The organism is Cytobacillus praedii (assembly GCF_001439605.1).
GTDB lineage: Bacteria > Bacillota > Bacilli > Bacillales > Cytobacillaceae > Cytobacillus > Cytobacillus praedii.
The window spans coordinates 25,244-49,384 of sequence record NZ_LMBX01000030.1; the positions used below are offsets into that span (position 1 = coordinate 25,244).

21 protein-coding genes and 3 pseudogenes are annotated in these 24,141 nt (G+C 34.0%); 1 reads left to right on the forward strand and 23 read right to left on the reverse strand.

What is annotated here, in order from left to right; genetic code table 11:
• Window positions 1–91 precede the first annotated feature (91 nt).
• The 21 genes and pseudogenes from ASU02_RS22175 to sda all read right to left on the reverse strand — a co-directional run bounded on the left by ASU02_RS22175 (window position 92) and on the right by sda (window position 21,120).
• Window positions 92–793 (reverse strand): WbqC family protein, encoded by a 702-nt coding sequence (locus tag ASU02_RS22175; RefSeq protein WP_057767607.1) that lies wholly within the window; start codon window positions 791–793, stop codon window positions 92–94.
• A 20-nt stretch (window positions 794–813) separates the two neighbouring features.
• Window positions 814–1,917, reverse strand: a complete 1,104-nt coding sequence (locus ASU02_RS22180) for an FkbM family methyltransferase (protein ID WP_057767608.1) — start codon at window positions 1,915–1,917, stop codon at window positions 814–816.
• Window positions 1,905–3,197: an ATP-grasp domain-containing protein gene (locus tag ASU02_RS22185; RefSeq protein ID WP_057767609.1), complete on the reverse strand. Its 1,293-nt coding sequence runs from the start codon at window positions 3,195–3,197 to the stop codon at window positions 1,905–1,907. The genes ASU02_RS22180 and ASU02_RS22185 overlap by 13 nt, the downstream gene beginning before the upstream one ends.
• Before the next feature lie 32 nt (window positions 3,198–3,229).
• The gene (locus ASU02_RS22190; protein WP_057767610.1) at window positions 3,230–4,201 is read right to left on the reverse strand and encodes a hypothetical protein; all 972 of its coding nucleotides are present in this window, start codon (window positions 4,199–4,201) and stop codon (window positions 3,230–3,232) included.
• Window positions 4,202–5,280: 1,079 nt separating this feature from the next.
• Window positions 5,281–6,213 (reverse strand): annotated as a pseudogene (locus ASU02_RS27425) (glycosyltransferase family 2 protein); the annotation flags it as partial.
• Between the two features lie 57 nt (window positions 6,214–6,270).
• Window positions 6,271–6,840, reverse strand: a pseudogene (locus ASU02_RS27430) (glycosyltransferase); the annotation flags it as partial.
• Between the two features lie 995 nt (window positions 6,841–7,835).
• Window positions 7,836–8,939: pseudogene (locus ASU02_RS27435) on the reverse strand (glycosyltransferase); the annotation flags it as partial.
• A 262-nt stretch (window positions 8,940–9,201) separates the two neighbouring features.
• The gene (locus ASU02_RS22205; protein ID WP_057767611.1) at window positions 9,202–11,085 is read right to left on the reverse strand and encodes a TPR domain-containing glycosyltransferase; all 1,884 of its coding nucleotides are present in this window, start codon (window positions 11,083–11,085) and stop codon (window positions 9,202–9,204) included.
• Between the two features lie 132 nt (window positions 11,086–11,217).
• Window positions 11,218–12,069, reverse strand: coding sequence for a flagellin N-terminal helical domain-containing protein (locus tag ASU02_RS22210; protein ID WP_057767612.1), 852 nt, complete (start codon window positions 12,067–12,069; stop codon window positions 11,218–11,220).
• Between the two features lie 143 nt (window positions 12,070–12,212).
• Window positions 12,213–12,422, reverse strand: a complete 210-nt coding sequence (gene csrA / locus ASU02_RS22215; RefSeq protein WP_057767613.1) for a carbon storage regulator CsrA — start codon at window positions 12,420–12,422, stop codon at window positions 12,213–12,215.
• A 2-nt stretch (window positions 12,423–12,424) separates the two neighbouring features.
• Window positions 12,425–12,871 (reverse strand): flagellar assembly protein FliW, encoded by a 447-nt coding sequence (gene fliW, locus ASU02_RS22220; RefSeq protein ID WP_057767614.1) that lies wholly within the window; start codon window positions 12,869–12,871, stop codon window positions 12,425–12,427.
• Window positions 12,872–12,890: 19 nt separating this feature from the next.
• Complete coding sequence (locus tag ASU02_RS22225; RefSeq protein ID WP_057767615.1) at window positions 12,891–13,442, reverse strand: DUF6470 family protein; 552 nt, start codon at window positions 13,440–13,442, stop codon at window positions 12,891–12,893.
• A gap of 49 nt (window positions 13,443–13,491) precedes the next feature.
• Window positions 13,492–14,379 carry a flagellar hook-associated protein FlgL gene (gene flgL, locus ASU02_RS22230; protein ID WP_057767616.1) on the reverse strand — a complete coding sequence of 296 codons (888 nt, stop codon included), beginning with the start codon at window positions 14,377–14,379 and terminating at the stop codon, window positions 13,492–13,494.
• A gap of 10 nt (window positions 14,380–14,389) precedes the next feature.
• A complete protein-coding gene (flgK, locus tag ASU02_RS22235) occupies window positions 14,390–15,955 on the reverse strand; it encodes a flagellar hook-associated protein FlgK (RefSeq protein WP_057767617.1) in 1,566 nt (521 codons plus the stop codon).
• Between the two features lie 18 nt (window positions 15,956–15,973).
• Window positions 15,974–16,459, reverse strand: coding sequence for a flagellar protein FlgN (locus ASU02_RS22240; protein WP_057767618.1), 486 nt, complete (start codon window positions 16,457–16,459; stop codon window positions 15,974–15,976).
• Between the two features lie 17 nt (window positions 16,460–16,476).
• Window positions 16,477–16,740 (reverse strand): flagellar biosynthesis anti-sigma factor FlgM, encoded by a 264-nt coding sequence (flgM, locus tag ASU02_RS22245; protein WP_056686570.1) that lies wholly within the window; start codon window positions 16,738–16,740, stop codon window positions 16,477–16,479.
• Window positions 16,741–16,984: 244 nt separating this feature from the next.
• The gene (locus ASU02_RS22250) at window positions 16,985–17,416 is read right to left on the reverse strand and encodes a TIGR03826 family flagellar region protein (protein WP_057767619.1); all 432 of its coding nucleotides are present in this window, start codon (window positions 17,414–17,416) and stop codon (window positions 16,985–16,987) included.
• A 92-nt stretch (window positions 17,417–17,508) separates the two neighbouring features.
• Entirely contained in the window at window positions 17,509–18,213 is a 705-nt protein-coding gene (locus tag ASU02_RS22255) for a ComF family protein (RefSeq protein ID WP_332307660.1), read from the reverse strand.
• The gene (locus ASU02_RS22260; protein WP_057767620.1) at window positions 18,203–19,699 is read right to left on the reverse strand and encodes a DEAD/DEAH box helicase; all 1,497 of its coding nucleotides are present in this window, start codon (window positions 19,697–19,699) and stop codon (window positions 18,203–18,205) included. The genes ASU02_RS22255 and ASU02_RS22260 overlap by 11 nt, the downstream gene beginning before the upstream one ends.
• Before the next feature lie 183 nt (window positions 19,700–19,882).
• Entirely contained in the window at window positions 19,883–20,731 is an 849-nt protein-coding gene (locus ASU02_RS22265; RefSeq protein ID WP_057767631.1) for a DegV family protein, read from the reverse strand.
• 218 nt (window positions 20,732–20,949) lie between these two features.
• A complete protein-coding gene (gene sda / locus ASU02_RS26100) occupies window positions 20,950–21,120 on the reverse strand; it encodes a sporulation histidine kinase inhibitor Sda (RefSeq protein ID WP_232426321.1) in 171 nt (56 codons plus the stop codon).
• Between the two features lie 153 nt (window positions 21,121–21,273).
• Between sda and ASU02_RS22270 the strand changes: the two genes are divergently transcribed.
• Window positions 21,274–21,546 carry a hypothetical protein gene (locus tag ASU02_RS22270; RefSeq protein WP_057767621.1) on the forward strand — a complete coding sequence of 91 codons (273 nt, stop codon included), beginning with the start codon at window positions 21,274–21,276 and terminating at the stop codon, window positions 21,544–21,546.
• A gap of 103 nt (window positions 21,547–21,649) precedes the next feature.
• Here ASU02_RS22270 and ASU02_RS22275 read toward each other — a convergent pair whose 3' ends face one another.
• The gene (locus ASU02_RS22275) at window positions 21,650–22,336 is read right to left on the reverse strand and encodes a response regulator (protein ID WP_057767622.1); all 687 of its coding nucleotides are present in this window, start codon (window positions 22,334–22,336) and stop codon (window positions 21,650–21,652) included.
• 106 nt (window positions 22,337–22,442) lie between these two features.
• Window positions 22,443–23,600, reverse strand: coding sequence for a sensor histidine kinase (locus ASU02_RS22280; RefSeq protein ID WP_057767623.1), 1,158 nt, complete (start codon window positions 23,598–23,600; stop codon window positions 22,443–22,445).
• Between the last annotated feature and the right edge of the window lie 541 nt (window positions 23,601–24,141).

Below are 24,141 nucleotides of genomic sequence, written 5' to 3' on the forward strand. Positions count from 1 at the left end.
TCTAAAGGTGCATGTCTATTTTACTATCTTATATAAATTAAATTATTCATAACTGCCGTTTTTAATTATAGGATTAAGTTTAAGATTGAATTTAGACCAATTCATAATTATTCAACAAATCCTTTAACTCTTCTTTAGAATTGAACATGAGAGCATCAATTACTGATAAATTTGGAATAAACGGTTCTCGATATTGGAAGTACAAAAATGGCTTAGAGTTAAGAAAATAGACGTCAATTCCCTCCCTTTTAAAATTCTCTTTAGAATAAAGTTTTATACCACCTATTGAGTTTATATATACATTCCCGTTTAATCTCTTCACTATATCAATTAATTTTTCTTCTCTATTTAAAAAAGTTCTAATAGGAAGATTGGAAGAACGTAAAACTTCAGTATCTATCTCTAAATATTTATTAATTTTCAAAATCGATTGATATATAAAGTCTGATAAATTTCTTTCTTCTGTAGTAAGAATTTCAAGAATTAGATCAAAGGCCTCACTGAAATAGGGAGCCTTTTTATAATTTTGTGATATAGTTTTAATAAATTTATCTTTCTCATATAAAAACTTGGTTGATAAACATCTATCATTAATTTTTGCCTTCATTTCAGCTTCCTGAACACTAAAAGTAAACATATACTCTTGATTATTAACAAGTAACTTATTTCTATTTATCCATCCGCCTTTAATATATTGAACATCATCATATATAACAAATTTATCCACATCATGTATTAGTTGAAAATATCCTATATACGGAAATAGGTATGGCTGCATTACTGCTATTCTCATTATCAAACTCCAGATCCTTTTTAGATAAAATACATAACTGTCTCAAGCAACCCCTCAGTATAATGTCTAAGGTATACTTTATACTCAGGATTATATTTCAGCACCAATTTGGGAATTCTCCAGAAATCTTCTTGATTGTGATATACACATACCGCAAGTTTAGGTTTATATTTTTTTATTAATGTTTCTGCACCAAGGATAGTACTGTATTCTGCGCCCTCTACATCAAATTTCATATAAGTAATATATTCATTAATTATATCATCCAGCTTTATCGCTCTAACCAAGACATCCCCATTAATTGAAAGTCCACTTGCAGAACCTTTTGTAGAATCAAATGTTAGTGTACAGTTTTTTTCATATACAGCATTGTTAAATAACATAATATTTCTACTTGATTTAAATCTTTCTTTAGCTAAGTAATAATACTTTGAGGTTGGCTCAAAGAAAAATACTTTCTTATACTCGGGATTTCTTTTAATAAATTCTAATGAGGAAGTACCATCAAAACCACCACAATCAACAAATACTTCATTTGATCCAAATTTGATAAAATCGTCATAATATTGTAAGTCCAGATTCAATTCAAAGTGTTTAGTTGCATTTATATTAAAATTGTATCTCAAATCAATTAGGCAATTTAATATTTCTCTAGATTTATCGTCATCTAGGATTCCATACAGCCACTCATATTCTTTACCATGTGTATCAATATCAGCTAGATTATTTTCGCAAAATTGCGGGTAATCAAACAACTCACTGTTATGCAGACAAAGTTCGAAATAATTCAATTTATATAATATTGAGTTAGAGTCTATATTTTCCATAGCAGTTTGTAACCTTCCATCAACCACACAAGATATTACAAGGCTATCTTTAGAAACATCACTCAACTTAAAAATTTTTATATTTCTATACTTTGTTTCGTCACTATAATCATCTATAATGCCTTGTAAGTTAATATTTTCTTTTGCAAAAGAATCTATTATTCTGTCACTTAAATAGTTAATTCCTAGTATATATTTTGGGATGCTAGGATCATATATCTTGTTATACAATTCCTTTGTGTTATTTATAATTTCAGGTTTTTTATTTACAATATCTAACAGAACTAACCTCTCCAATCTATTAAGCACTCTACGTTATTTAAATCAAAGGTAGGAATATTAAGATTATCTTTCACTTGCTTTCTTTCTAGAAAGGAATTGTCTATGAAAATTGATTCAACTTCATTATCCATATAATGATATTTGTATTCCTTTTGATTTATATGAATAATTCTTGTGAAAATTGTGGGACAAATGTTATATTCGGATAAAGTTTCATTCACTTTTTTTGAATGTTTTGTAATTAATACAATTTCTTGTTTCTTATTTATACACTGATATAAAAACATCATTAAATAATTATTTATCTGACTATTCCCGAAAATAATAGTGTCATCTAAATCCACATATACTCTTTTATAATTCAAGTTAAACTTGTACCTGTTTATCAGAGCACGTTCTAATTCTATTAATAAATTATTTGCATTGATTTCATATTCTAAATCTTGAAATTCCAATATAGATAATAGAGGAATATTAATACCATTACTTACAGTTAGAACTGAGGTCCCTGCCATTCTGGTTGAGATTTCCAGAAGTTTAAATATCTCTTCTGAATCCCTCTTTATTTGAAAATACCAGTATCCTCTAAAATTAAGTTCTTGATTTATTTTATGTGCGATACTTGTTATCTCTTCTGTCACAGGCGTTAGCTTAGATTTTACACTTATTCCCCCAAAAATCCTTTCCCTTGTTCTAGCGCTCAATAATCTTATAGTTCCTTTTTTATCGGTAAAACAATCAATAGTTAATTCCTCACCAGGCAGATATTCAGTAATAAGAAAATCCCTATTTTTTGCTGCAAAATATTTCAGCTCTTCTATATTTGATAATAATTTTGTCCCTTTTCCACCCTGCCCTTGGTCTGGTTTTAGAAAAACTGGATATGTATTAACTTCTGATATATCACCATATATTTTTGGTGTAAAAGTACATCCAAAAAATGTATTATAAGTTAGCTTTTTAGACCTGCAAATTCTATTAGTTTTTAAATCTGATGTGATTATCCTTGCATTAATAAATTCTTGATTCTCAATTAAAAATAGTGACACTGTATCGTGTGTCGGGATAACAAAATCAATCTTATTGTCAGAGATAATATTATTGAACTCTTCAATGAAGTTATCCTCTGAAATATTGGGAATGCCTCCAAAGTATTTCTTATAAATAAAACTACCATGATCTTCTATACTCGAAGCTCCATATACCTCTACTCTTAACAAATACCGCAAAGAAAAATTAATATCAATAGCTGGTTGTGAACCACAAGGAAAGACTAATACCTTTGTTTTCTCCAAAAATAACACCTACTATAAATTCACTATTTCTTTTAATTGCTTATATATTTTTCTATTAACTTAACTATTCTATCTAAGTCATTACAATTGTATCTTTGGTCGATGGGTAAAGGAAAAAGATATCTCACCATTTTGTATTCAAAATTTGCTTGAGTTATTCTCTTCAATACATCATTCCAATAGGTTGGTATATAAATCTTATTTTCAATTAAAAATTCTTTTAGACCTTCAACTTCACATAATAAAGGATATACCATCGGACCATTTAACTGACGAATGTCAATATTTAACTTATTAATTGACCTTAGCCGAGTATGATAATAATTGAAATTACTTTCTCTTACTACCTTAAAGCTATCATAATCAATGTTTTGTAGAAATAAACTCGTCAAGCGCGACATTTTTTTTAATGATAGTCTGTTTAGTTTCTCTTCATTTCCTATAAAAACATTATATGTTTCGTTAGCAGGGAGTTCTACTCGTTTTAATAGATGTTCGTATCTTTCAAACGAATAGTCCTTCTCCAAGCTTTCCTTTAAAAAAGTGTCAATATATAAGTAGGCACCATCAGCTACACCAAAAAATTTTCTAGGCGAATAAAAAGTAGGCTCGTTTCCAAAAGGGAAGTAATAGAAAGCCTGAGTATTATCAACAATAACCTGATCATACTTTTTTAACAGTCTATACACATTTTCCTGGTTAATCCCAAAGTAGTTTACATATAATAAATATTCATTCGTTCCTAAATTAAACTCTTGGACTGGTTCCATATTCTCATTTATATGGTAATATTCGATATCAATAAAACGGTCATCAATAGTATCCAAAATACTATCACAAATATACAAAGGTAAATAAAGCTTTTTAACTTTTTTACTTTTTAATATATAGAGAAATGCATTTCTTCCGCTATTTAACCTTAAAGCATTTTTATGATATTCAGCTTCATCATTAAATGGTAATGACAAGTCAAAAAAACCACCAATTTCTCTCTGAATTCCCATGTCTTCTTTCCCTTAAATGAAGATTTTTATTTCAAATCGTAGTTGCCTAAATAATAATTTTTAATATTATTTAGATATTTATTATAATTATAAATTTTATTTATTAATTCCAATTGAACCTTTTGGACATGTGTATAATACTCTTTTTCATTACTATCTTTTAGGAAATTAGTTATTTTTCGGTATATATTATCATAATCATCAAAGATACCATATAAATTTTGAAATTCTTGAGTAAAGAAAATAGGATTATAAGCTGCTAAGCCAATCCCTCCACTAAGGATAGTTTCCACAAAGTATCCATCTAATCCCTCACCAAATGTAAGTGTCCATCTTGCCTTGGCGACTAAATCTCTATATTCCTCATACTTCATATTTTGAACAATGACTACTTCTAATTCTGGAAATTCCCTTTTAACCAAACTAAGTATTTTTTCTTTTTCAGGATGTGGATCAGGTGAAACTAAAAGTAAATTTTCCTTTTCGCAATAAAGTTTATAACTATAATCTTCTGCATTTACTTTTGTCGAGAGTAGATGTAAAGGTACTCCGTACTCTATTCGTTTTTCCTTGGTGGTATACCGATCATGAGCAGTTGTGCAAGTTATATTATTAGTAATTCCTTTCAACTGATTTATAAACTCAATTTCCGGCATCATTTCGTCATTTTGATTAAGAATATTAATTTGTAGGTTATCTATACTTCTTAATACGCTCCACCTATCTTGATTTAAATTATTAATAAAATTTGAAACATACACTTCAGGTATATGAATAATACACTTTTTTAAGTTGCTAAAATAAGCTAATGTAAGATCAAAAGGAAAAATATATACATCATTATCAAAATTAGTATTTTTGTCTAGCCACGGTGCATTAGGTAAAGTTGACATAATGGTTTCAGACCCATGAATATAAAATAGTTTTTTAGTTTCTTCGTAAATAGAATATATAGACCTAATTCCACCTGAAATAAAGTTAATTCCGGGAACTAAAAATATAATTAGACTGTCAGAATCCTTTTGGTAAGTCTCTTGCATTTTATCTGTTGCTATTTTAACTCTAGTTTCATTAATATTATTTATTTCATAATTAATATAATTTAGTATAAGGAATAATTCTTTGTTTTCTATTTCATTTAATTTATGTTCTTCAACTATACTCATTGCATATTTCAAACTGTTTATAAGGGCAATCATGTAATCCTCATTATTCTTCAAGAAACCATTTCCTTTAGAAGAAACAACTTGAAATGCATAATCAATTGCACCTAAAACTTTCATTTTTTTAGATTGCAACTGTTGATTACCATGTATCCTAAAGAAACTTAAGGTTTCACTAATGTATACACCTTTTCCCTTTGATAATAGGGTAAGCCAAGTTGCACTATCGACATTACATCCATACTTTCTACCAACAAATGTTCCAAATGGTTCAGTAAGATCTTTTTTGCGAAATAGAACTGTTGTAGGTTCGCCAATAAAGTTAAAATTAAATTTTAATAAGATATTACCAAATTCTATACCATCCATAATGGTATCTTCTTTGAATACCTTTTCCGTGACACCACCATCTTTGTATGGTTCGCCCATTTCATTTATTAATCTTCTATGAGATGTTACGAGGACAATTTCTCCCTCTTTATCATTAATAAAATAATCCATCATTTTTTCAATTTTTTTCGGATGAAATAAATCATCATCCATTAGGAAGTTAATATATTCCCCACTGGAAAGCTCCATCAATTTTAAATCATTATCAAATTGTCCTAAATTTGTTTCATTTCTGATGTAGCGAATATTGTTATAATAAGGCAAATATTTATCTTTCACTAGGGATTCTGTAAGGTTATTTGTACTATCGTCTCCAATTATAATTTCGATATTTTCATAAGTTTGTTCAAGGGCACTTTTAAGAGCTAATTCAAAATAATCTGGCCTGTTATAAGTAGGAATTAATATACTAACTAAAGGCAAGTCACTTTTCCACTCTACATTTAATCTAGAATTTATTTTTTTTATATCTAATGGCAGTTTAGAACTACGTTCATTATTTAATTTTCGGTCTAAAACTACAAAAGGCTGATCTTTAATAAGAACCCCTATATTGTATCCATTCTCAATAAACTTAACACTTTGTGACAAGTCATATATTAAATCTTCTTCACAAAAAGGAATATCAAATTGAGTTGCTAGAATTGAGGAATCAAGCACAACAGTTTCTTCAAAACCTGAGACTGAAGGGGAATATTCAATGAACTCTATACATTCGCCTTGATAAGCATAAATACTTCCAACCTTATAATTACTTTCGATCCAATTAAAAGTTTCAGGAATTTGTTTAGCCCCTATTGCACCTACCATACCTATATCTTGATTAGCCCTAAAGAGACTGATTAGACTGTACAAAAACTGTTTATCTATAATACTTGTGCTTTCTTCTAAATAAATTTTATATTTTGCATCAGATGATAACATTGCAGTATTATAGAAGGCTGGCGTATTAATATGTTTAACACTTGTTAGAATTTCTATTTCAAATCCCTCAGGTATAATCAGTGCGTTTATATACTTTAAGGACTCCTGATACTTTATCTCATCATGACCATTAATAATAAAACAAATTTTATTTTCATTCATTCTAGTCACCCTTTTACTTTTTGGATCATATCAATTACATCTTTATCCTGAACTGCTATTTTATTCAAAAAAGATAGGGCAGGCACATTTTCTCCAAGTTCTGCTAATATATAGCCCAAATTAAACAAAGTATCATCATTATTTGAATTTAATTCATACGCCTTATTTAAAAAAGGAAAGATACTATCATTCAAACCATTTTCAAAAGCATTTATCCCGACTATATTTAATACTTTTTCCTTATCTATAGTTGAATTTAGAATGGCTTCCATAATTTCTTGTTCTGAATATACTTCGTAAGATATACATTGAACCAATTCGTTTCTGGAATCTTCAAAATCTATTTCATGTTCAAGTCTTCTTAGTAGATAAACTAACTTTCTTTTCTTTTGCTCTTCCTCGAATTTTACTTCAGCAAGAATCTTCTTAACCTCTTCATCCTTTTCCACTTCATCAAGACGATCTAAATATTTCTTGGCTATTTCCTTTTCATTATACGAATAAAGAACGATCCCAAGGTTATATAGTGTGTCAGAATTATTATTATCAAGTTCAAAAGCTTTATGAAGATATGTTAAAACATTGTCATGCTTGTTTCTGCTAAAATCCAATATTGCAAGCATTTGTAAAACCTGAACCCTATCTTCAAATCTATCTAGTATACAATCTATTATTTCTTCCTCAGAATATTGCTCTAGTTCTTGTAAATTCTTTTCAACCTCAAATTCATTTTTTATATTCATAATATTATTTTCTAGATATTCATTAAAATTCTGTGCCATAATTATATATTTATAAGTTTCATACTGATTATTCATATTTTTTTCAGTAAGTGAGCAATACAACTCTACTATTTTCTTTTCATTTTCATCCAAATTGTTTTTAACATTTTTAACACTGTGTTTAAGCCCTGACTCTTCTTTGAAAACTCTATTAATATCCTGTAATGACATATATCGATTTTCTAAGAAAGGATTCTTTCCTAGCATTAAGGAGTTTATTAGGCTAACATGATTCGCATTATTTATTGAAGAAAGGATTATTCCATCCTGTTTTAATAAATTCTTAATAGCTGACATAAAGATTTGAAGATTTGTAATATTACTCCAATCAGTAATAAGAATTACATCAAATCTATTTTCTTTATACTCGTTAATAGCTTTCTCAACTGGATAATGCAAAACATTTGCAAATCTCTCTGCTTCAGTAGCTGCAGATTTATTCTTTTCAATACCATATAAAGAAGATTTCTTATATGTATCCTTTATTTTTAGTAACGTTCCTCCAGCTTCACAGCCAATATGCAGAACATTAATATAATCATCTTTTTTAAAAGGAATTTCATCTATCAAATCATTATGGATAATATATGAATGTGAATTCGTTCCCCACTTTTCCATAAATTTCTTCTCATTCTCAGATAATAATTCTCCATATCCAGAAATATTTTCTTTCCATGAAACACTTCCATAATGATGAATAAATGTATCTTTACATAGTAGGAGCTTATAACCCGCTTGTCGAATTCTAACAGAGTAATCATCATCCTCAAAATTCCCAGGAGTAAATCTTTCGTCTAAAAGTCCAATTTTGTCAACCACATCTCTTTTGATAAGCATGCAATAGCCGATTAGTTTCAATCTTTCTTCCCATTTTTCGGAATCAGACTTATTAAAATCTTGTGCGAAATTGTGCATTTCATTTAAATTGGAGTATTCTACTGGGATTGCAGTATAATATGCTGCAGAATTGGTAACTGGACCAACTGCACCGATTCTGTCCTCACTATACAGACTATTAACCATATTACTTAGCCAATTCTCAGTTACAATGACGTCATTATTTAATAGTAGAATATTTTCCCCTTTAGCTATTTCAATACCTTGATTGCAGCCTCTAGGAAAGCCAAGATTCTCCTTGTTTATTATTACTCTTATGTCATCTTGCTTTAATAACCATTCTTTAGTATCATCCACAGAATTATTATCAATTATGATTAATTCATAAGTATCTCGATCTGTATACTTTCTTATACTTTCTAAACATTGTTTTGTGTATTCTAAATTATTGTAAGTTAGTATGATTATGCTCGTAAGCAATATATCCACCTCATCCATTTTCAATCCGCATTATTCGACAAAAAAAGTCAAAATACTTCTATACTATTATCGGCACTTTTTATTGGTTCTTAACTTCATATAGAGAATTCAATTAATTAGGAAATATTTCTCAAACTTCACAGTTCCTTCCTAAATAGAAAAAATCTCCTTATTTCAGGTTTTTAGCTATTCTAAAAACCCATAAAATAAGGAGAACTAATTAATATTAACTTTTTCACGTTGTTTCTAATCAAGACATTAGCTAGGATATTATATTAACCCCTAATTCAGTTTCCAAGATTCTGTTCATTTGAATTTTTAACATGGGTAGTCCATCACTGTAATTAATCTTTTCATATAAGCAAAATAATCTATTATAAGAAGAATAATCTCCTATTTTTTCAATCAATTGAGTATAAAGACCAAGTGCTTCCTTATATTTATTTTGCCTAGCATATGCATCTCCTAGCAATCCAATTAATTCATAATTTGTATTATTTATTTTTAATTCTTCATTTATTAAATATATAGCTACCTCTAGATAACCTTTATTTAATATTGATCTTACTAATTGCTCTTTTTCTTGTACATTTAAATTTAACCTTTTTAATAAATCTAAAAAAACTGCCTCTTCTTCTATTGTTAGTAAATTTATACATGCATCTTTTATAGTTTCAAATAATGTATCTGGAAAATAATTTAATATCTCTCCCTTTCCATCCACTATAGAAGACATCACCTTCTTTTCTTTTTTATTAAGATTCATTGCCTTTAATAATTTCTCCAACAAGTCTTGGTTTTTTTGAACTACCAGCAATGTAACGATATCACTAAAATTACTCTTATCTAATATTTCTTCTTCATTCCAATATTTATAAGCTTTCTCATATTCATTATTATAAAGGGCTGCAATTGCTAAAACTGATTTATTTACATTTATGTTAAACTCATCAACATAAAACTGAAGGAGTTTATTTCTATGAGCATATAAGACACCAGTAAGAATCTCTAATTTCTTAACATCATTGATTGGGTAAGACTTTATCAAATTTTCTTTTATATCACTTTCATTAATGCCAGCAGACTTTAATACAGAAATATACTGTGAGAGTGCAGGTGGAAAATTCTTATTAAATTCCAATGCAGAGAATGATGATTCTAGTGCCTTTATTAAATTACCTTGTTTTTGATGTACTTCTGATAATTTAATATGAGCAAAGTAGCTGCCAACCCCTTCTAAGGATTGCAAGTCCTCAACCTCTCCCAATTCAAGGCATCTCTCAAATGCCCTCTCTGCTTCCTTTAAATAGTCTAGTTGTTCATAGATTAATCCTATTAAATAATAGTAACCAGTATACTTTGGAAATATTTCGATAGAATCTTTAATTAGATTAATCCCCTCTTTATACCTACCTAACTGTAATAAGCAATCTCCCATAAGATAAAGAAGATAGGGTAAATAAATCTGGGTTTTACTTAGTGGATAAGCTTTTCTAAACAAATCTAACGCTTTGGCATAGTCGCCATCTATTCTATACTGCGTACCTAAATGATACATATTATATCCAGTAGGTGTATCTTTTACTTCCTTTTCTAAAATCTTTAAATTTCGTTCAAACTTATTCTTTTTATCATAGGTTTCTTTTTTATAGCCATCATGATGGATAACAAAGTCAACAAAATCATTAGTTAAATTCTTAAATGCATCAATATTTAAGTGCTCATGAATTTTCCCATAATATCTTAGGTTGATATTATTTTTAAATAATCGAATGGCTTGATGTTTTGATACATAGCCCCCATCCATATAATTCCTAAAATTTATGATATAAAAATCTTTTCGCTTTTCGATTTCCTTTTGTAGGTTTGTTTTCTCATCTAAATATTCATCGGCATCAAGTACTATAACATACTCAGATTGTGCCTTATCTAAAGAGAAATTCCTTGCTGAGGCAAAGTCATTGTCCCACTTATAAGTAAAAATGCTAGCCCCAAATTCTCTTGCAATGTCTATAGTTAAATCTGTTGAACCAGTATCAACTATTATGATTTCATCCACTTGATTTTTAACACTATTCAAACACCTTCTTAAGTACGTTTCCTCATCTTTAACAATCATACATAGTGATATAGTATTTTTACCCATGATAGCCACCTTTTAAATTCTAAAGTTCTATTACTATTATCGACTTTTAATTAAAAACATTAAGGACAGGGGTATTTTACCTAAAAAAAAGAGATCTTAGGAATTCTAAGATCTCTTTTATTCTTTAGAATATTAACGAAGAAGTTGAAGAACTCCTTGTGGCTGTTGGTTAGCTTGTGCAAGCATAGCTTGAGCAGCTTGAGTAAGAATGTTGTTCTTAGTCATAGTCATCATTTCTTTAGCCATATCTACGTCACGAATACGAGATTCAGCAGCTTGTAAGTTTTCAGAAGTTGTTCCTAGGTTGTTAATAGTGTGCTCTAAACGGTTTTGAACAGCACCCAGGTTAGAACGGTTTTGTGAAACTGTGTTAATAGCATTTTGGATAATATCTAAGTTACCTTTTGCAACACCGTTTAAAGTTCCATCAACAGTTGATGTTACATCACTTACTAGGTCTTTAATACCACCAGCTGCATCAAGCTTAAGAGCAGTAACAGTAGCATCTACTAAGTTTAACTTAATAGTTTCACCTGAGTTAGCACCTACTTGGAAAGTTAAAGAAGATGATGAATTAAGGATATTTTTAGTATTAAACTTAGTTTGATCTGCAATCGCACCAATTTGGTCTGTTAATTGAGTAATTTCTTCTTGAATTTTCGCAGTATCAGAAGTTGTTAACGTTTCGTTAGCAGCTTTTGTTGTTAACTCAGCCATACGTTGAAGCATTGCATGAGTTTCATTTAATGCACCTTCAGCCGTTTGGATTAAAGAGATTGCATCTTGTGAGTTAGATGCTGCTTGGTCTAATCCACGGATTTGGTTACGCATTTTTTCAGAGATTGCAAGACCTGCTGCATCGTCAGCTGCACGGTTGATGCGGTATCCTGAAGATAATTTTTCCATTGATTTAGCTGAAGCATTGTTGTTGTAAGATAATTGACGATGAGTGTTCATCGCTGAAATATTGTGGTTAATTCTCATTTTGAATTTCCTCCTTGAGTTTGAAAGTTCCCACTTCCATGTGGTTAGTTTGACATAGTATTTCGTCGGCCGACTTATTTCCTATGTAACTATTTATTATATCGACAGGGTTCTCGAAGTTTTTACACTTTTTTTGTTTTCTTTTAAAAAAATTTTTTTAAGTCGTGATTTCCCTTTAATGCGTTCATATTTTCTTCTTCAATTTTCACTATTATCTCTTTGCGAAGGATTTCTACTTCTTTCGGAGCCTTTATTCCAACCTTCACTTGATCTCCATCAATTTCTAGTATGGTAATTTCAATGTTTTCATTCAGGATAACACTTTCGTTTCTTCTTCTTGTTAGAACTAGCATCGTTACCCCTCCTGACCCATTTGTTTTTTTGTTGCTAATACATGCTTTGTGTGATATTTATCAGTGTTTAGAATGGCCTGCTTCCCTAAACGTTCTCTTTTATTAATGATAATAGGGGCTTGCAGATTAACGGTTGATGAGGCTAATGAATCTCCGAGTGTAACAATTGAATAGATAATGATATCTGTTTTGTCCTTAATCTTCAGTTGAGTAATAACCGATTCATCTAAGTCAAATTCATATTCCTTGAAGAAGGAGAATGGTTCAGCAATCACAAAGCCAAGTTCTTCATTATTTATTGATTGGAGGATACTGAAAGACGAGTCCATTCCCAGAGGAAGGTTGATGAATTCCTTATCTTCTGGAAATCCCGGTATTCCGCTTCCAAAGTAAATAATATCCTCTTTGCTTGCCTCAATTTCTTCATGATACCTTGTTTTGATTTTCACTTTTATCTCCCCACAGTCTTTAGATTGTAAAGTCTATATTTAATGATGGGTATTGTTGCATAAAAACCTCTACCTTACCAGGCGTATAATCATGAATAGGCTTATTCAGTTGAACCTGAATATTAGGTTTATTTCGATTCCATTCTATTTCAACCTTTGCAGGTGCATAGTCTATTTGGACACTGTCTTGAGAAGGAGTATTGCCAGTATTGAATACAGACTCGCGATCCATCGCTCTTACAACTTGATCAATCAGCGGCTGGCCACCATTTTCAATTTTCATTAGTTCATCGCCTTCTTGAACAGTTTTACTAATATACTCCATTAAAGTTTGATAGCCAAGCTGTGCATTTTCATCATTTCTTTTAAAAATTGATTTAAGGTCTAGATTTTCTCTTGCTAGAGTTTGATCAATTGTTAATCTGCCAGGTTGACGATTTATTGTCATTTCGGCAGGAGGCTGTTCTATGCTCAAATCAGCTTGAGGCTGTTCAATCGATTGAATGGGTTTATTAATATTCAAACCAATTTTACCAGCTTGTGATTCTATTCGAATTTGTGGTATTTGCATATTATTCTCTCCCTAAAAAGAAAAGCTATCTATATAGATAGCTTTATTTTTACCTTAAGAAGTCAACTAAACTCGGCTGAATGATACTTGAACCAACGCTTAGGGCTGCTCTATGAATACTTTGTTGGGTTTGCAGATTTAAAATTACTTTTTCCACATCAATATCTTCATTCTCTGACATTGTCTTAGTCGCAATGATTTCTTGAGAATCTAAGCGATTTTGAATCATATCTACACGGTTCATTGACGCACCGATACTAGATCTAGCGGATGTAACTGTATTTAAATGACTTTGAAATGCATCAATGAACTTCCCCAAGTCTGGTTCGTTCCCATTTTTCAAATCATTCTGCAAAGCTTCCAGATCCGCAAACATGCCACTTTTCTCGTCACCAAATACATTTGATCCTAAATAGTTTACTTGGAGTTTAATGCCTGCAGAAACTTCAATATTTACTGCATCGTTATTATATTTCATTGTTACGTTCGTCCCATCATAGTTGACTGGCGCATTATAAATATCAGAGCCATTAAAAATATATTTTCCTGATATTTTTGTATTAGCAATGGAAACGAGCTGTTTTTTGATTTCCTCGATTTCATCTTCGATTTTCTTTCTATCGTCATCAGTTACTGTTCCAGTGTTTGCTTGAGTGACTAAATCTGTTAACCGATGAATAGATGAACCTGCCTTTTCAAGTGCATCTTCTGTATTTTCCAGCCACACATTTACCTCAGACATATTTCTTTGGTATTGTGAAACATCATTTACACTTGTTCTATAAGAAATGCCTTTAAATACAACAACTGGATCATCGGAAGGCCTTGAAATTTTCTTTTGAGAACTTAGCTGTTCTTGATATTTACCGAGTTTATGGTAACTACTTGTTAAGTTTCGTAGCATATTATTAGTAAGCATCGATTGTGTTACACGCATTTATTTATCCCTACCTTCCTACTGTACCCATGCCATTAATGATTTTGTCTAACATTTCGTCTAAAACTGTGATATTTCTAGCAGATGCATTATACGCATGCTGGAATCTAATTAAATTTGACATTTCTTCATCAAGTGATACACCAGAAACGGATTGCCGCTGTCTATCTACTGAATCTAATAGCGTTAGTGTATTATTCGTTAAAGTATTCGCTTCTCGTGTTTTAACACCTAGGGATGTAATTAATCCTCCGTAGAAGGACTTAATATTCCCTGACATCTTCAAATCATTCTGAGCGAAATCTTTTAAATTAATTAAGTTGCCTGCGGAATCTTTAATCTGTGCTTCAAACTCTGAAAGATCCTTCCTAAGTACCTCAGCCAATTTATAGGCATTATCCCCATTCCCTTTTCCATTGAGGGAAGCAGCGATTTCATTCGGGTTAGTGAGTGCTACTGAAATTTTACCAGCTGCCCCTTTATAACTTGAAAGATCCTGGAAGAAGTTTTTCCCACTATTCCCGTCAAGATCAATTCCGCTTCTATGGACATGATTGTATTCCTTAATTAAAGCAAAAGCTAGCTTATCAAGCTGATCGACCATATCAGGATATGTACCCACTTGGTTCCCGCTTTTATCTACATAACCATAAGCCTCTATATCTGATCTTAGGGCTCCTTTTGAGAAATCTTCTACTTTTACTGGTGAGCCATTTCCTATTGATAAGGATTCAACATAACCATCATTATTCATTTTGTAGGATATCTTATTTGGTTCCCCGCCAATTGTATTCTTATCAACTAACGTCCCTAAGCTTTTCCCTGAATGATCCAGAATTTCTATTTTATACGTTCCTTCAGCAATCGGTGATGGGATTCCTCCACTTTGCTGATTTGTCACTTTGATATTCACTAATTGTGAAAGTTCATCGACTAGTCGGTCTCTTTCATCATATAAGTCATTCGGAAGATCTCCATGTGGTTCCACCTGACCTATTTGTTTATTAATTTCATTGATCTGATAAGCTAAAGTATTTATTTTATCAACATTTACACTAATACTCTGCTTTAAATCGTCACGAATAGAATTAAGGGTAGTAGAGAGATAATTAAAAGTATCTGCCATCGCATTTCCTTGCGCTAAGACACTTTCTCTCGCACCGCTCTCATTCGGGTTTGTTCCTAATGTTTGCAGGGAATTCCAGAAGTTGTCCATTGCCGCTGATAATCCTTCAGATGTAGGCTCGTTCATTACATCTTCCATTCGGGTCAGCGCATCTGATCTTGCTCCGTAATATCCTAACTGGTTACTTTCGCTTCTATATCTAGCATCAATAAAGCTATCACGAATTCTCTGAATACTACCTGCTTCGACACCTGTACCCATTTGCCCAGGCATGTACGGACGATTTATCCCATTACCTGGATATGGAATAGTTGGCTGAAAATTAACTCGTTGTCTAGAAAATCCTGGTGTATTCGCATTTGAAATATTATGTCCTGTTATATATAAAGCACTTTGCTGAGTGAACATACCTCGGCGGGCTGTTTCAAGTCCCATAAATGTCGGGCGCATGATTGTTCCTCCGTTCTGTTATGCTTTCGAATTAAACATCCCTTGGGCGCTTTTTTCGGAAGTCTTTTTAGTTTTTTTAGGTGGTCCATAGTTCATATTTTCAGGCTGCGGACGCAGTAAATTCATAGAAACATTGACGAATTGCAGAGAATTATGAATGAGCTGCTGATTGAGATTGTTTTGTTCTTTTAAATGAAGGACTTGTTGGATGAGTTCATTGGCAATATCTGTAATCTTGTCCTGTTCAGCAGTTGAAAGATGATCCATACAATCTGTAACTGTCGGTTGGTCAATATGAGGCGCAAGAGCCTTTGCTGCTTTTTGGCGTTCTTTCTCCATTTGATCGATAGCCGCAATATGGGATTGTTCATCTTTTAATAATTGGTTTAGGGCATCCATGTCCCCTGTTTTGATAATGTCTGTTTTGTTCACCGCGAGCTCATAAAGGCTTTTGTGAAGCTTGCACAGCTTTTCCATGGATGCGTATAGCAATTCGGCGGACATGCGTTTCCCTCCAATCCTTATCTTTTATAGAAATTGAGAATACTTTTTGCTACCTCATTTGGGTTGATCTTATAGTTTCCGTTCTCTACTTGAATTTTCAGTTCATCTACTTTTGTTTGGCGGTTGACCGCATATTGGGAGACTTGCTGCATTTCTTTTGCTGTTGTTGAGATTTCTATTTTATCTGTTGCGTTTGCAGTTGTTTTTGCTATATTATCAAGTTTATTCATTTGGCGTTTATATGGGTTTACACCTGAAGTGCCAAAGTTATTGATTTTCATTGATATCCCTCACTTTCACTCCGAGCGAATTTCTATATATTTATTATCGGTAAAAATGTAAAGTTTTTAAATAATATTTTTAGATTAGCTAAAATTAACTCTAAATACCTATTGAAATGAATGTACATTTGTTTAATTTGCACTAGCGCCTGAAATAAAAAACCTGTAAGACATACGTTCAGATTATCGACTCATTTGATGAATCATAATCCGTCCATATTTCTCACAGGTAATTATACCAATGTTAATTTCTCCCTTTAATCTTCTCATCCATCGCAAAATAAGTTGCATTCTTTTCTCTTCTCTCAATTTCCAATCTTCGCTCTTCTTCCATTGCGAAAACATCAAGCTCTTTTCGCAGAACGTCTGCACAATGATCACAAAGCTTTCCTGTACGAATAATCGCTCCGCATTTGTCACATGGGTATCCAAGGTTTGGAAATTGGGTTAATTTGAGACGTCCTGTTTTGATGAATTTTAAGATTAGCTCTTCTTCTACTCCGGTTGCGCTTACTACTTGTTCCATTGTTGCCGCACGGTTTTCACGTTTGCGGATGAATTGGTAGACTGTTTCGTATGCCTTTTCTTCCTCTTTCCAGCAATTTTGGCAGATGTCACGGAATTGGTTTTTTACGAATATGTCATTACAGTTTGGACAGTTTGTCAGTTCAGACACGCTGGCTCCTCCTTATTATCTTTAAGATCTCTTTTTCCACAATTATAGCTTGAATGCCGGAAATTAGAAAATGGCAGATTTCCGAAATTCTGTTACCCTCTTGCTATTGTCAGCGAGGTTATTGATTGGGCGCCTGCTTCTTTAAGGACTTTCGCGGCATGTCTAAGTGTAGAACCTGTAGTATATATATCGTCAATGAGGAGGATTTTTTTATTTGGAATGTTGATCTTTGTTTGAAAAACTTGTGAAAGGTGGATACGCTCTGAGCGGGATTTCTTTGATTGCTTTTCTGAATGGATTCTAGTGAGGAGATTGTTTGGCTGATAGCCATAGGCCAAAATTATAGCTTCTGCTTGATTGAATCCTCTCTCATAGAGCCGTTCCTCGCTTAATGGGATCGGAACGATTGCATCGAAAGAAATCAATTGGAGCTTTTTCTTGATTAACGGGACAAAAAGATACGAAAGCAAATAATCCCCACGGTATTTGTAGCGTGCAATCACTTCTTTGGCAAAATCGTTGTAATGGACAAGTGAATGGTTTCTCTCAAGCGTACCTACCCATTCGTGATCCTCCTCCCACCGGATGCAATCTAAGCACCGATTTGCCACTTTAAATTGCGGTTCTGTTTCCGCTAATGGACGATCACAGCTCTTACAGGTTTCTCCTTCAATTTTTTCAAATTTCACGTAGCATTCCGTACACATGTAGTGTGATTCTTCTTTTGAAAATAACGTTGTCCAGCCCATTTGCGGCATCAATTCTGAAAAGCAAACTAGGCAATGATTAATAATCAATCAGTCCTTTCTTCCGTGCTTCCTCATTCATTTTTAAAATTTGGTTTTTCGCGCGAATCATCGCGTTTGTTTTTCCATAATGAAAGAATGTAATGTCTCCACCCGGAGCCTGCGCACTCCGTCCCACTCGGCCGGCAATTTGCACAAGGGCACTTTCGGTGAAAATGCGATCCTCTGCGCCGAGCACAGCCACATCGATATTCGGGAATGTCACCCCTCTTTCTAAAATCGTTGTCGTGAGCAACATGGGGATTTCTTTGTTCCGCATTGCTAATATCTTCTCCTTCCGATGGGGATCTTCCGCATGGACGGCTTCTATTTTCGGATGGAGCAATCGTATGAGCGGAAGGATTTTTTCCATTTTATCTATTTTTGGAATGAATAGGAGGCATTGCTTATTGGCGTCTAAACGTTTTTTTACCCATTGAAGGATGTTTGGAGGAAGCTTATTCTTTTTGAGTCCTTTTTCCCAGTTCCCACACCATTGAAAACGCGGGACTGGAAGAGGATGGCGATGATAGCGAGCGGGGATTGTAACAAAGTCCTTTTTTCCATGAAGGCATTCTGTTTGCCATTTTTCATTCGGAGTTGCTGTAAGGTAGATCATGGAGGATGACTGTTTTCGCGCTTGGCGGACAGCGTATTGGAGAGATTCCTCGACAGAATATGGAAAGGCATCGACTTCATCGAGAATAACAGTATCAAAAGCCCGGTAGAATCGCAGAAGCTGGTGGGTTGTTGTAATGGTTAAAGAGGCATTCAAATGGCGGTCTTCACTGCCGCCATAAAGTGAAGCAACCTGGATGTGGGGGAAAACGTTTTTTAGACGGGGGGTTAACTCAAGCACTACATCTGTTCTTGGTGTTGCCAGACACACTCTTTTTCCCGAGGCAAGCGCAGCATCGATGCCTTGGAAAAGCACTTCAGTTTTCCCAGCCCCACACACCGCCCATACGAGGAGCTCCTTGTTTTCATTAATTGCCTGAATCACTCGTTCAGAGGCCGCCTGCTGTCCGTCGGATAGGGAGCCATCCCAAGAAAGCTGTGTGCGGTTCATTTCAACTTGAGCAGCCGGTCCTGTCCAGCTGATGAGCGGGGTGCATGCGCTAATCCTTCCCATCATAATGCACTTCCGGCAGTAGAGGCACTTTTCTCCACACCTAGCACATGGAAAGTGAGCAAAAAATAGATTACTTTCATTGCCGCAACGGGTACAAATAGGTTTATTTTTTTCTACGTGAATTCCTTTCCGGTAAATGAGGTGGCCCTGTTCATAATGTTCCTGGATTTCTTCGAGGGGAAAAGTAAGATCATCTAACAACAGCTGTTTGCCTGATAGCTGTTTTTGGAGCTCTATGTTGTAGGAATAACTTGGATTCATCTGCAGAACGGGGATTTGATCAATAGATGAGATTGGGTATGTTTTTTGAGAGGAATGAAGAAGTTTATCGGGCAGGAGTTTTGAATGGACGATGGCAAATCGCAAAGGATCACCTCAGTAGTATTGGAGGCACCCGGCATACGATCCGAATACCTCTGTTATTTTTTTGCTGCATTATATAGCTATTTTGACTGCTTTTCAGAATGAAAGCTTATTCTTTTAGGTATGCGGGATATCGGTGATAGATACTTACTTTCCACTCCCGCTATGTATCTATTTAAAAAACATTTAACCTTCTCTCTTTTTCACCCAACCCAGTCCCATCGATCCCTCACCAAGATGGGTACCTATAACAGGACCAAAGTAGCTGATCATAAATTCAACATTTGGGAATTGGGCCTCAAGCTCGGCTTTCCATTCGTTTGCCTCTGCTTCTCGATTTGCATGAATAATAGCTGCACGGTAAGGGGCACCGCTCTTGGCGTCCTCTTCTAGCAGTTCGACAATTCGTTTCATTGCCTTTTTACGTGTCCGAATTTTTTCAAACGGGACAATGACTTTTTCTTCAAAATGAAGAAGCGGTTTTACCTGAAGCAAGCTGCCAATGAGCGCTTGAGCACTGGAAAGCCTTCCGCCGCGCTGCAAATGGGATAAGTCATCGACCATGAAATAAGCACGAATGGAATGCTTCATTTCTTCAAGGCGTGCCATTATTTCCTTTGGTGTATGGCCTGCAGAAGCCATTTCTGCTGCTTCTAGCACATAAAAGCCTTGCACCATACAGCTGATTTCGGAATCAAATGGATAGACCTTAATGCCTTCCACCATGCCGCCAGCTGTGACCGCACCTTGGAATGTGCCGCTAATCCCGCTTGATAAGTGCACGGTGATGACAGCATCATATTCCTTCGATAGCTTTTCAAATAGCTCAACAAACTGTCCAACTGGAGGCTGTGACGTTGTCGGGAGCTCTTTATGCTTTACTTCCTCATAGAAGTCAGAAGCGCTTATATCGATTTCTTCCTGATAGGTTTCATGTCCAAAAATAACACTTAGTGGAATCATATATATATTTAATTTTTCCCGTAGTTCCTTTGGGATATAGGCCGTACTATCCGTGACTACTGCCGTTTTCATATTTGGGATACCATCCTTATTCATTTTCTATTTCCCATTTTATATGAAATTGAAAGGAAATGCATTAAATTTGGGGTGGATTTAAGGATTAGGCTGAAGAGAAAAACTTTTATCATGTACAGAAACGATCGAAAAGAAAAACGTTACAATTACTATGGGAATGGGTATAAATCAAGTAGGAAATGAAAGTGCTTTGAAGAGGAATGTTACACATACGATTAATTCAATTGTTTTTGATAATAAATTTCTAAGCCCCTTTTATTAATTTCCAATAATAGAAATTCAATAAATTTCGGTTCAACATCAATAGCAAGTGCTTTATAGTACGTTTCGACTAATAATAAATCTGGCAGTTTCTCTATACCTGACATATTCACACACTCCTTCATGCATATACCCCTATTTTGGTTAAAAATACCTATTTTGTAAACAGGCATAAAGGAAGTGTCATGAATTATACATTTTCTCGTAAGTCTTGGTATGTCCCCACTCTATTGAAGGAAAGAATAGTTAGAGATTATAAAATTAAGGTGGCGTTCACTATGCAGAAGAAGGCCCATTCTAATTCGCATTACCTTGGCAAAGAACACAGGAGTAATGTTCATGCATTCAAAAATATCGTAAAACCTTATAAAACAATTCGAATTTCTCCACTTAAATATTCTATTACTGGAGAGGATTTAGCCGAGTGGCTCGCTGAAGTTTCTACTCCACAGGAAATAGAAGAAGTATTATTTATGATTCGCTGTGCACAAAAAAGAGGCTCCGAAATAAAAAGTATTTTACAAACTCTCGCAGCTGCAGTGTTAAAATGATTCCTATCTCAGGTCCAGATACGAGCTCGCTTTTTTCACCAAACCGATCCGAAATTAAAAAAGAGCCATTGCCCTTTATGCAACAGCTCTTTTCTCAATAATACTACCGAACCTCTACCCAGCCATTTTTAATTGCGACAACTACGGCTTGTGTGCGGTCGTTAACGTTCATTTTTTGTAAAATATTGCTGACATGGTTTTTAACTGTTTTTTCACTAATGAAGATGGCTTCCCCAATTCCGCGGTTGCTTTTTCCGTCTGCAAGAAGCTGAAGTACTTCGCATTCACGGCGAGTAAGCAGATGAAGCGGACGGCGTATTTCTACGCGAGGCATATAGGATTGACCTTGTCCTGATTCCTCTAATGCCAGTCTGCGGTATTCATTTACTAGATTATGGGTTACCTTTGGATGTAAGTATGAACCGCCATCGGCTACTACTTTAACAGCTTCAATTAATGCGTCTGCATCCATTTCCTTCAGCAGATATCCGCTTGCACCAGTTTTTAACGCATGCGAAACATAGTTTTCATCATCATGAATAGAAAGGATAATAACCTTTGATTCTGGAAATTTTTCAATCAGCTGACGAGTTGCCTCTACGCCATTTGTACTTGGCATATTAATATCCATAATAATAACATCTGGATGGTGCTGTTCTACGATGGAAACAGCTTCACCTCCATCATCCCCTTCAGCTACTACCTCAAACGTTTTTTCAAAATCTAAGATGCGTTTTACGCCTTCTCTAAATAATTGGTGGTCATCAATTATGACAATCTTCGTAGTCATCTTTACCCCTCCTGCATTCTTCACATAGATTTTATCTAAGTAATTGCTAGTTTCTATTTGCTAGTATATTTGTGAAATAATTATTCAAATTCCCTATTGCCAATCCTCAATTTTTCGAGTCGCAAATAATAGGAACCTGTATAAGGACAACCGTCCCTTTTCCTATTCTTGAATCAATGGAAAGCTCGCCTTCTAATAACTCGACCCTTTCTCTCATGCCGATTAAGCCAAATGAATTCGTCTTTTTCAGAGAGGTATCAAAGCCGATCCCATCATCTTTAATGACAGCAGAAACCTTAGACTTATCGATTTCAAGCTTTACTTGTATTTCAGATGGCTGGGCGTGCTTAATCGCATTTTGTACAGATTCTTGGATGAGTCGAAAAAGGGCTACTTCATAATTTGCTGGGAGTCTTTTTTCTTCTTTTAAATTTGCAAAAACTATTTTTGTTTTCTTATGATATTCTTCGGTTGTCTGCAAGTATTTTTTGAGGGTCGGAACTAAGCCTAAATCGTCAAGAGCCATCGGACGCAGGTCATAAATAATTCTCCGGACCTCATATAGTGCATTTCGCACCATTTTTTTCAGGTCGCGAATTTCTTTGAACGCTTCATTACTGCCTCTTTCCCGATACACCCTTTCAATTAAATCCGAACGCATCATAACGTTTGCCATCATTTGCGCAGGACCATCATGAATTTCCCTTGATACACGTTTCCGCTCTTCCTCTTGGGCTGCGATGATTTTCAAACCAAAGTCTTGTTTCATCTTAGCATCCTCAAGCATTTCACCTACTTGCTGAAGATCGCTTGTTAAATAATTCATTACAACCGTAATTTGAGAAATGAGATGCTCTGCGCGCTCAATCGTTTCCTGAAGTCCAACAAGCCTTCTCTCAATATCATCGCGACGATCCCGAAGCTGCTTCTCCAATTGCTGGTTCATCGAATAATTCATTTGCAGCTGATGCGCTTTTTCATACGCATCACGAACTTCCGCTTCTGTATAATCCTTAAAGTGCATGCTGACTTCAGAAAGGCGTTTTCTTGCAAAGCGAGTTTGGCCATCCAGCCTGTCCCCTTCGCTAATGGTTTTCGCAACTTGTTCCTTCATTTCTTTAAGCTCATCACTTAAAGTCATATGATCCTTGCGGCATTGCTCCCCAATGCGAAATATTTCATTCTTGCTGATGTCAACCGTATCAATCATTTTTTCTAATATTAAATCAAGCGTCTTTGTATCAAGTTTCTTTTTTTTACTCATTAAATATCCTCCAATCGAAAAGCGTACCGCTTAGCGACCTATGGACTGTATAGCTTATGAAAAAAGCTTATGTACTGTAAATGCTTCTCTTCTACCCAGCATAGACCTACTTTTAAACAAATTTCTTCCACTAATCCCTTTTATTCTAGCTTGAAATCGCTTCTTATACTATCTCTGAACACCTAAAAACAGGCGAAAAAGAACAAAATTCCGTAAAAAGACTCAGTATTATGTTTCATGCATATGACTTATATCCTATAATATGACCATGAATTATCTTTATTAACCAACAAACTATATATACATATAGAAGGTTTCTACCATTCGAATATTGTTATTATATCACGGAGACTTTTTTACAATATTAAAGTTTCATTACATTCAGCTTATAATTGAAGTTTGGCAACTTGTCGAATTATAATGAAGAAAGGCGAAAAAGCCTTGTTCCTCGTCATACTAATTGGAGAGCACATTCTTTCGATAAAAGAACACGTGAGCATTAGTGAATCGATGTTGATTTATCGGAAGGTGGAGTCCTCAA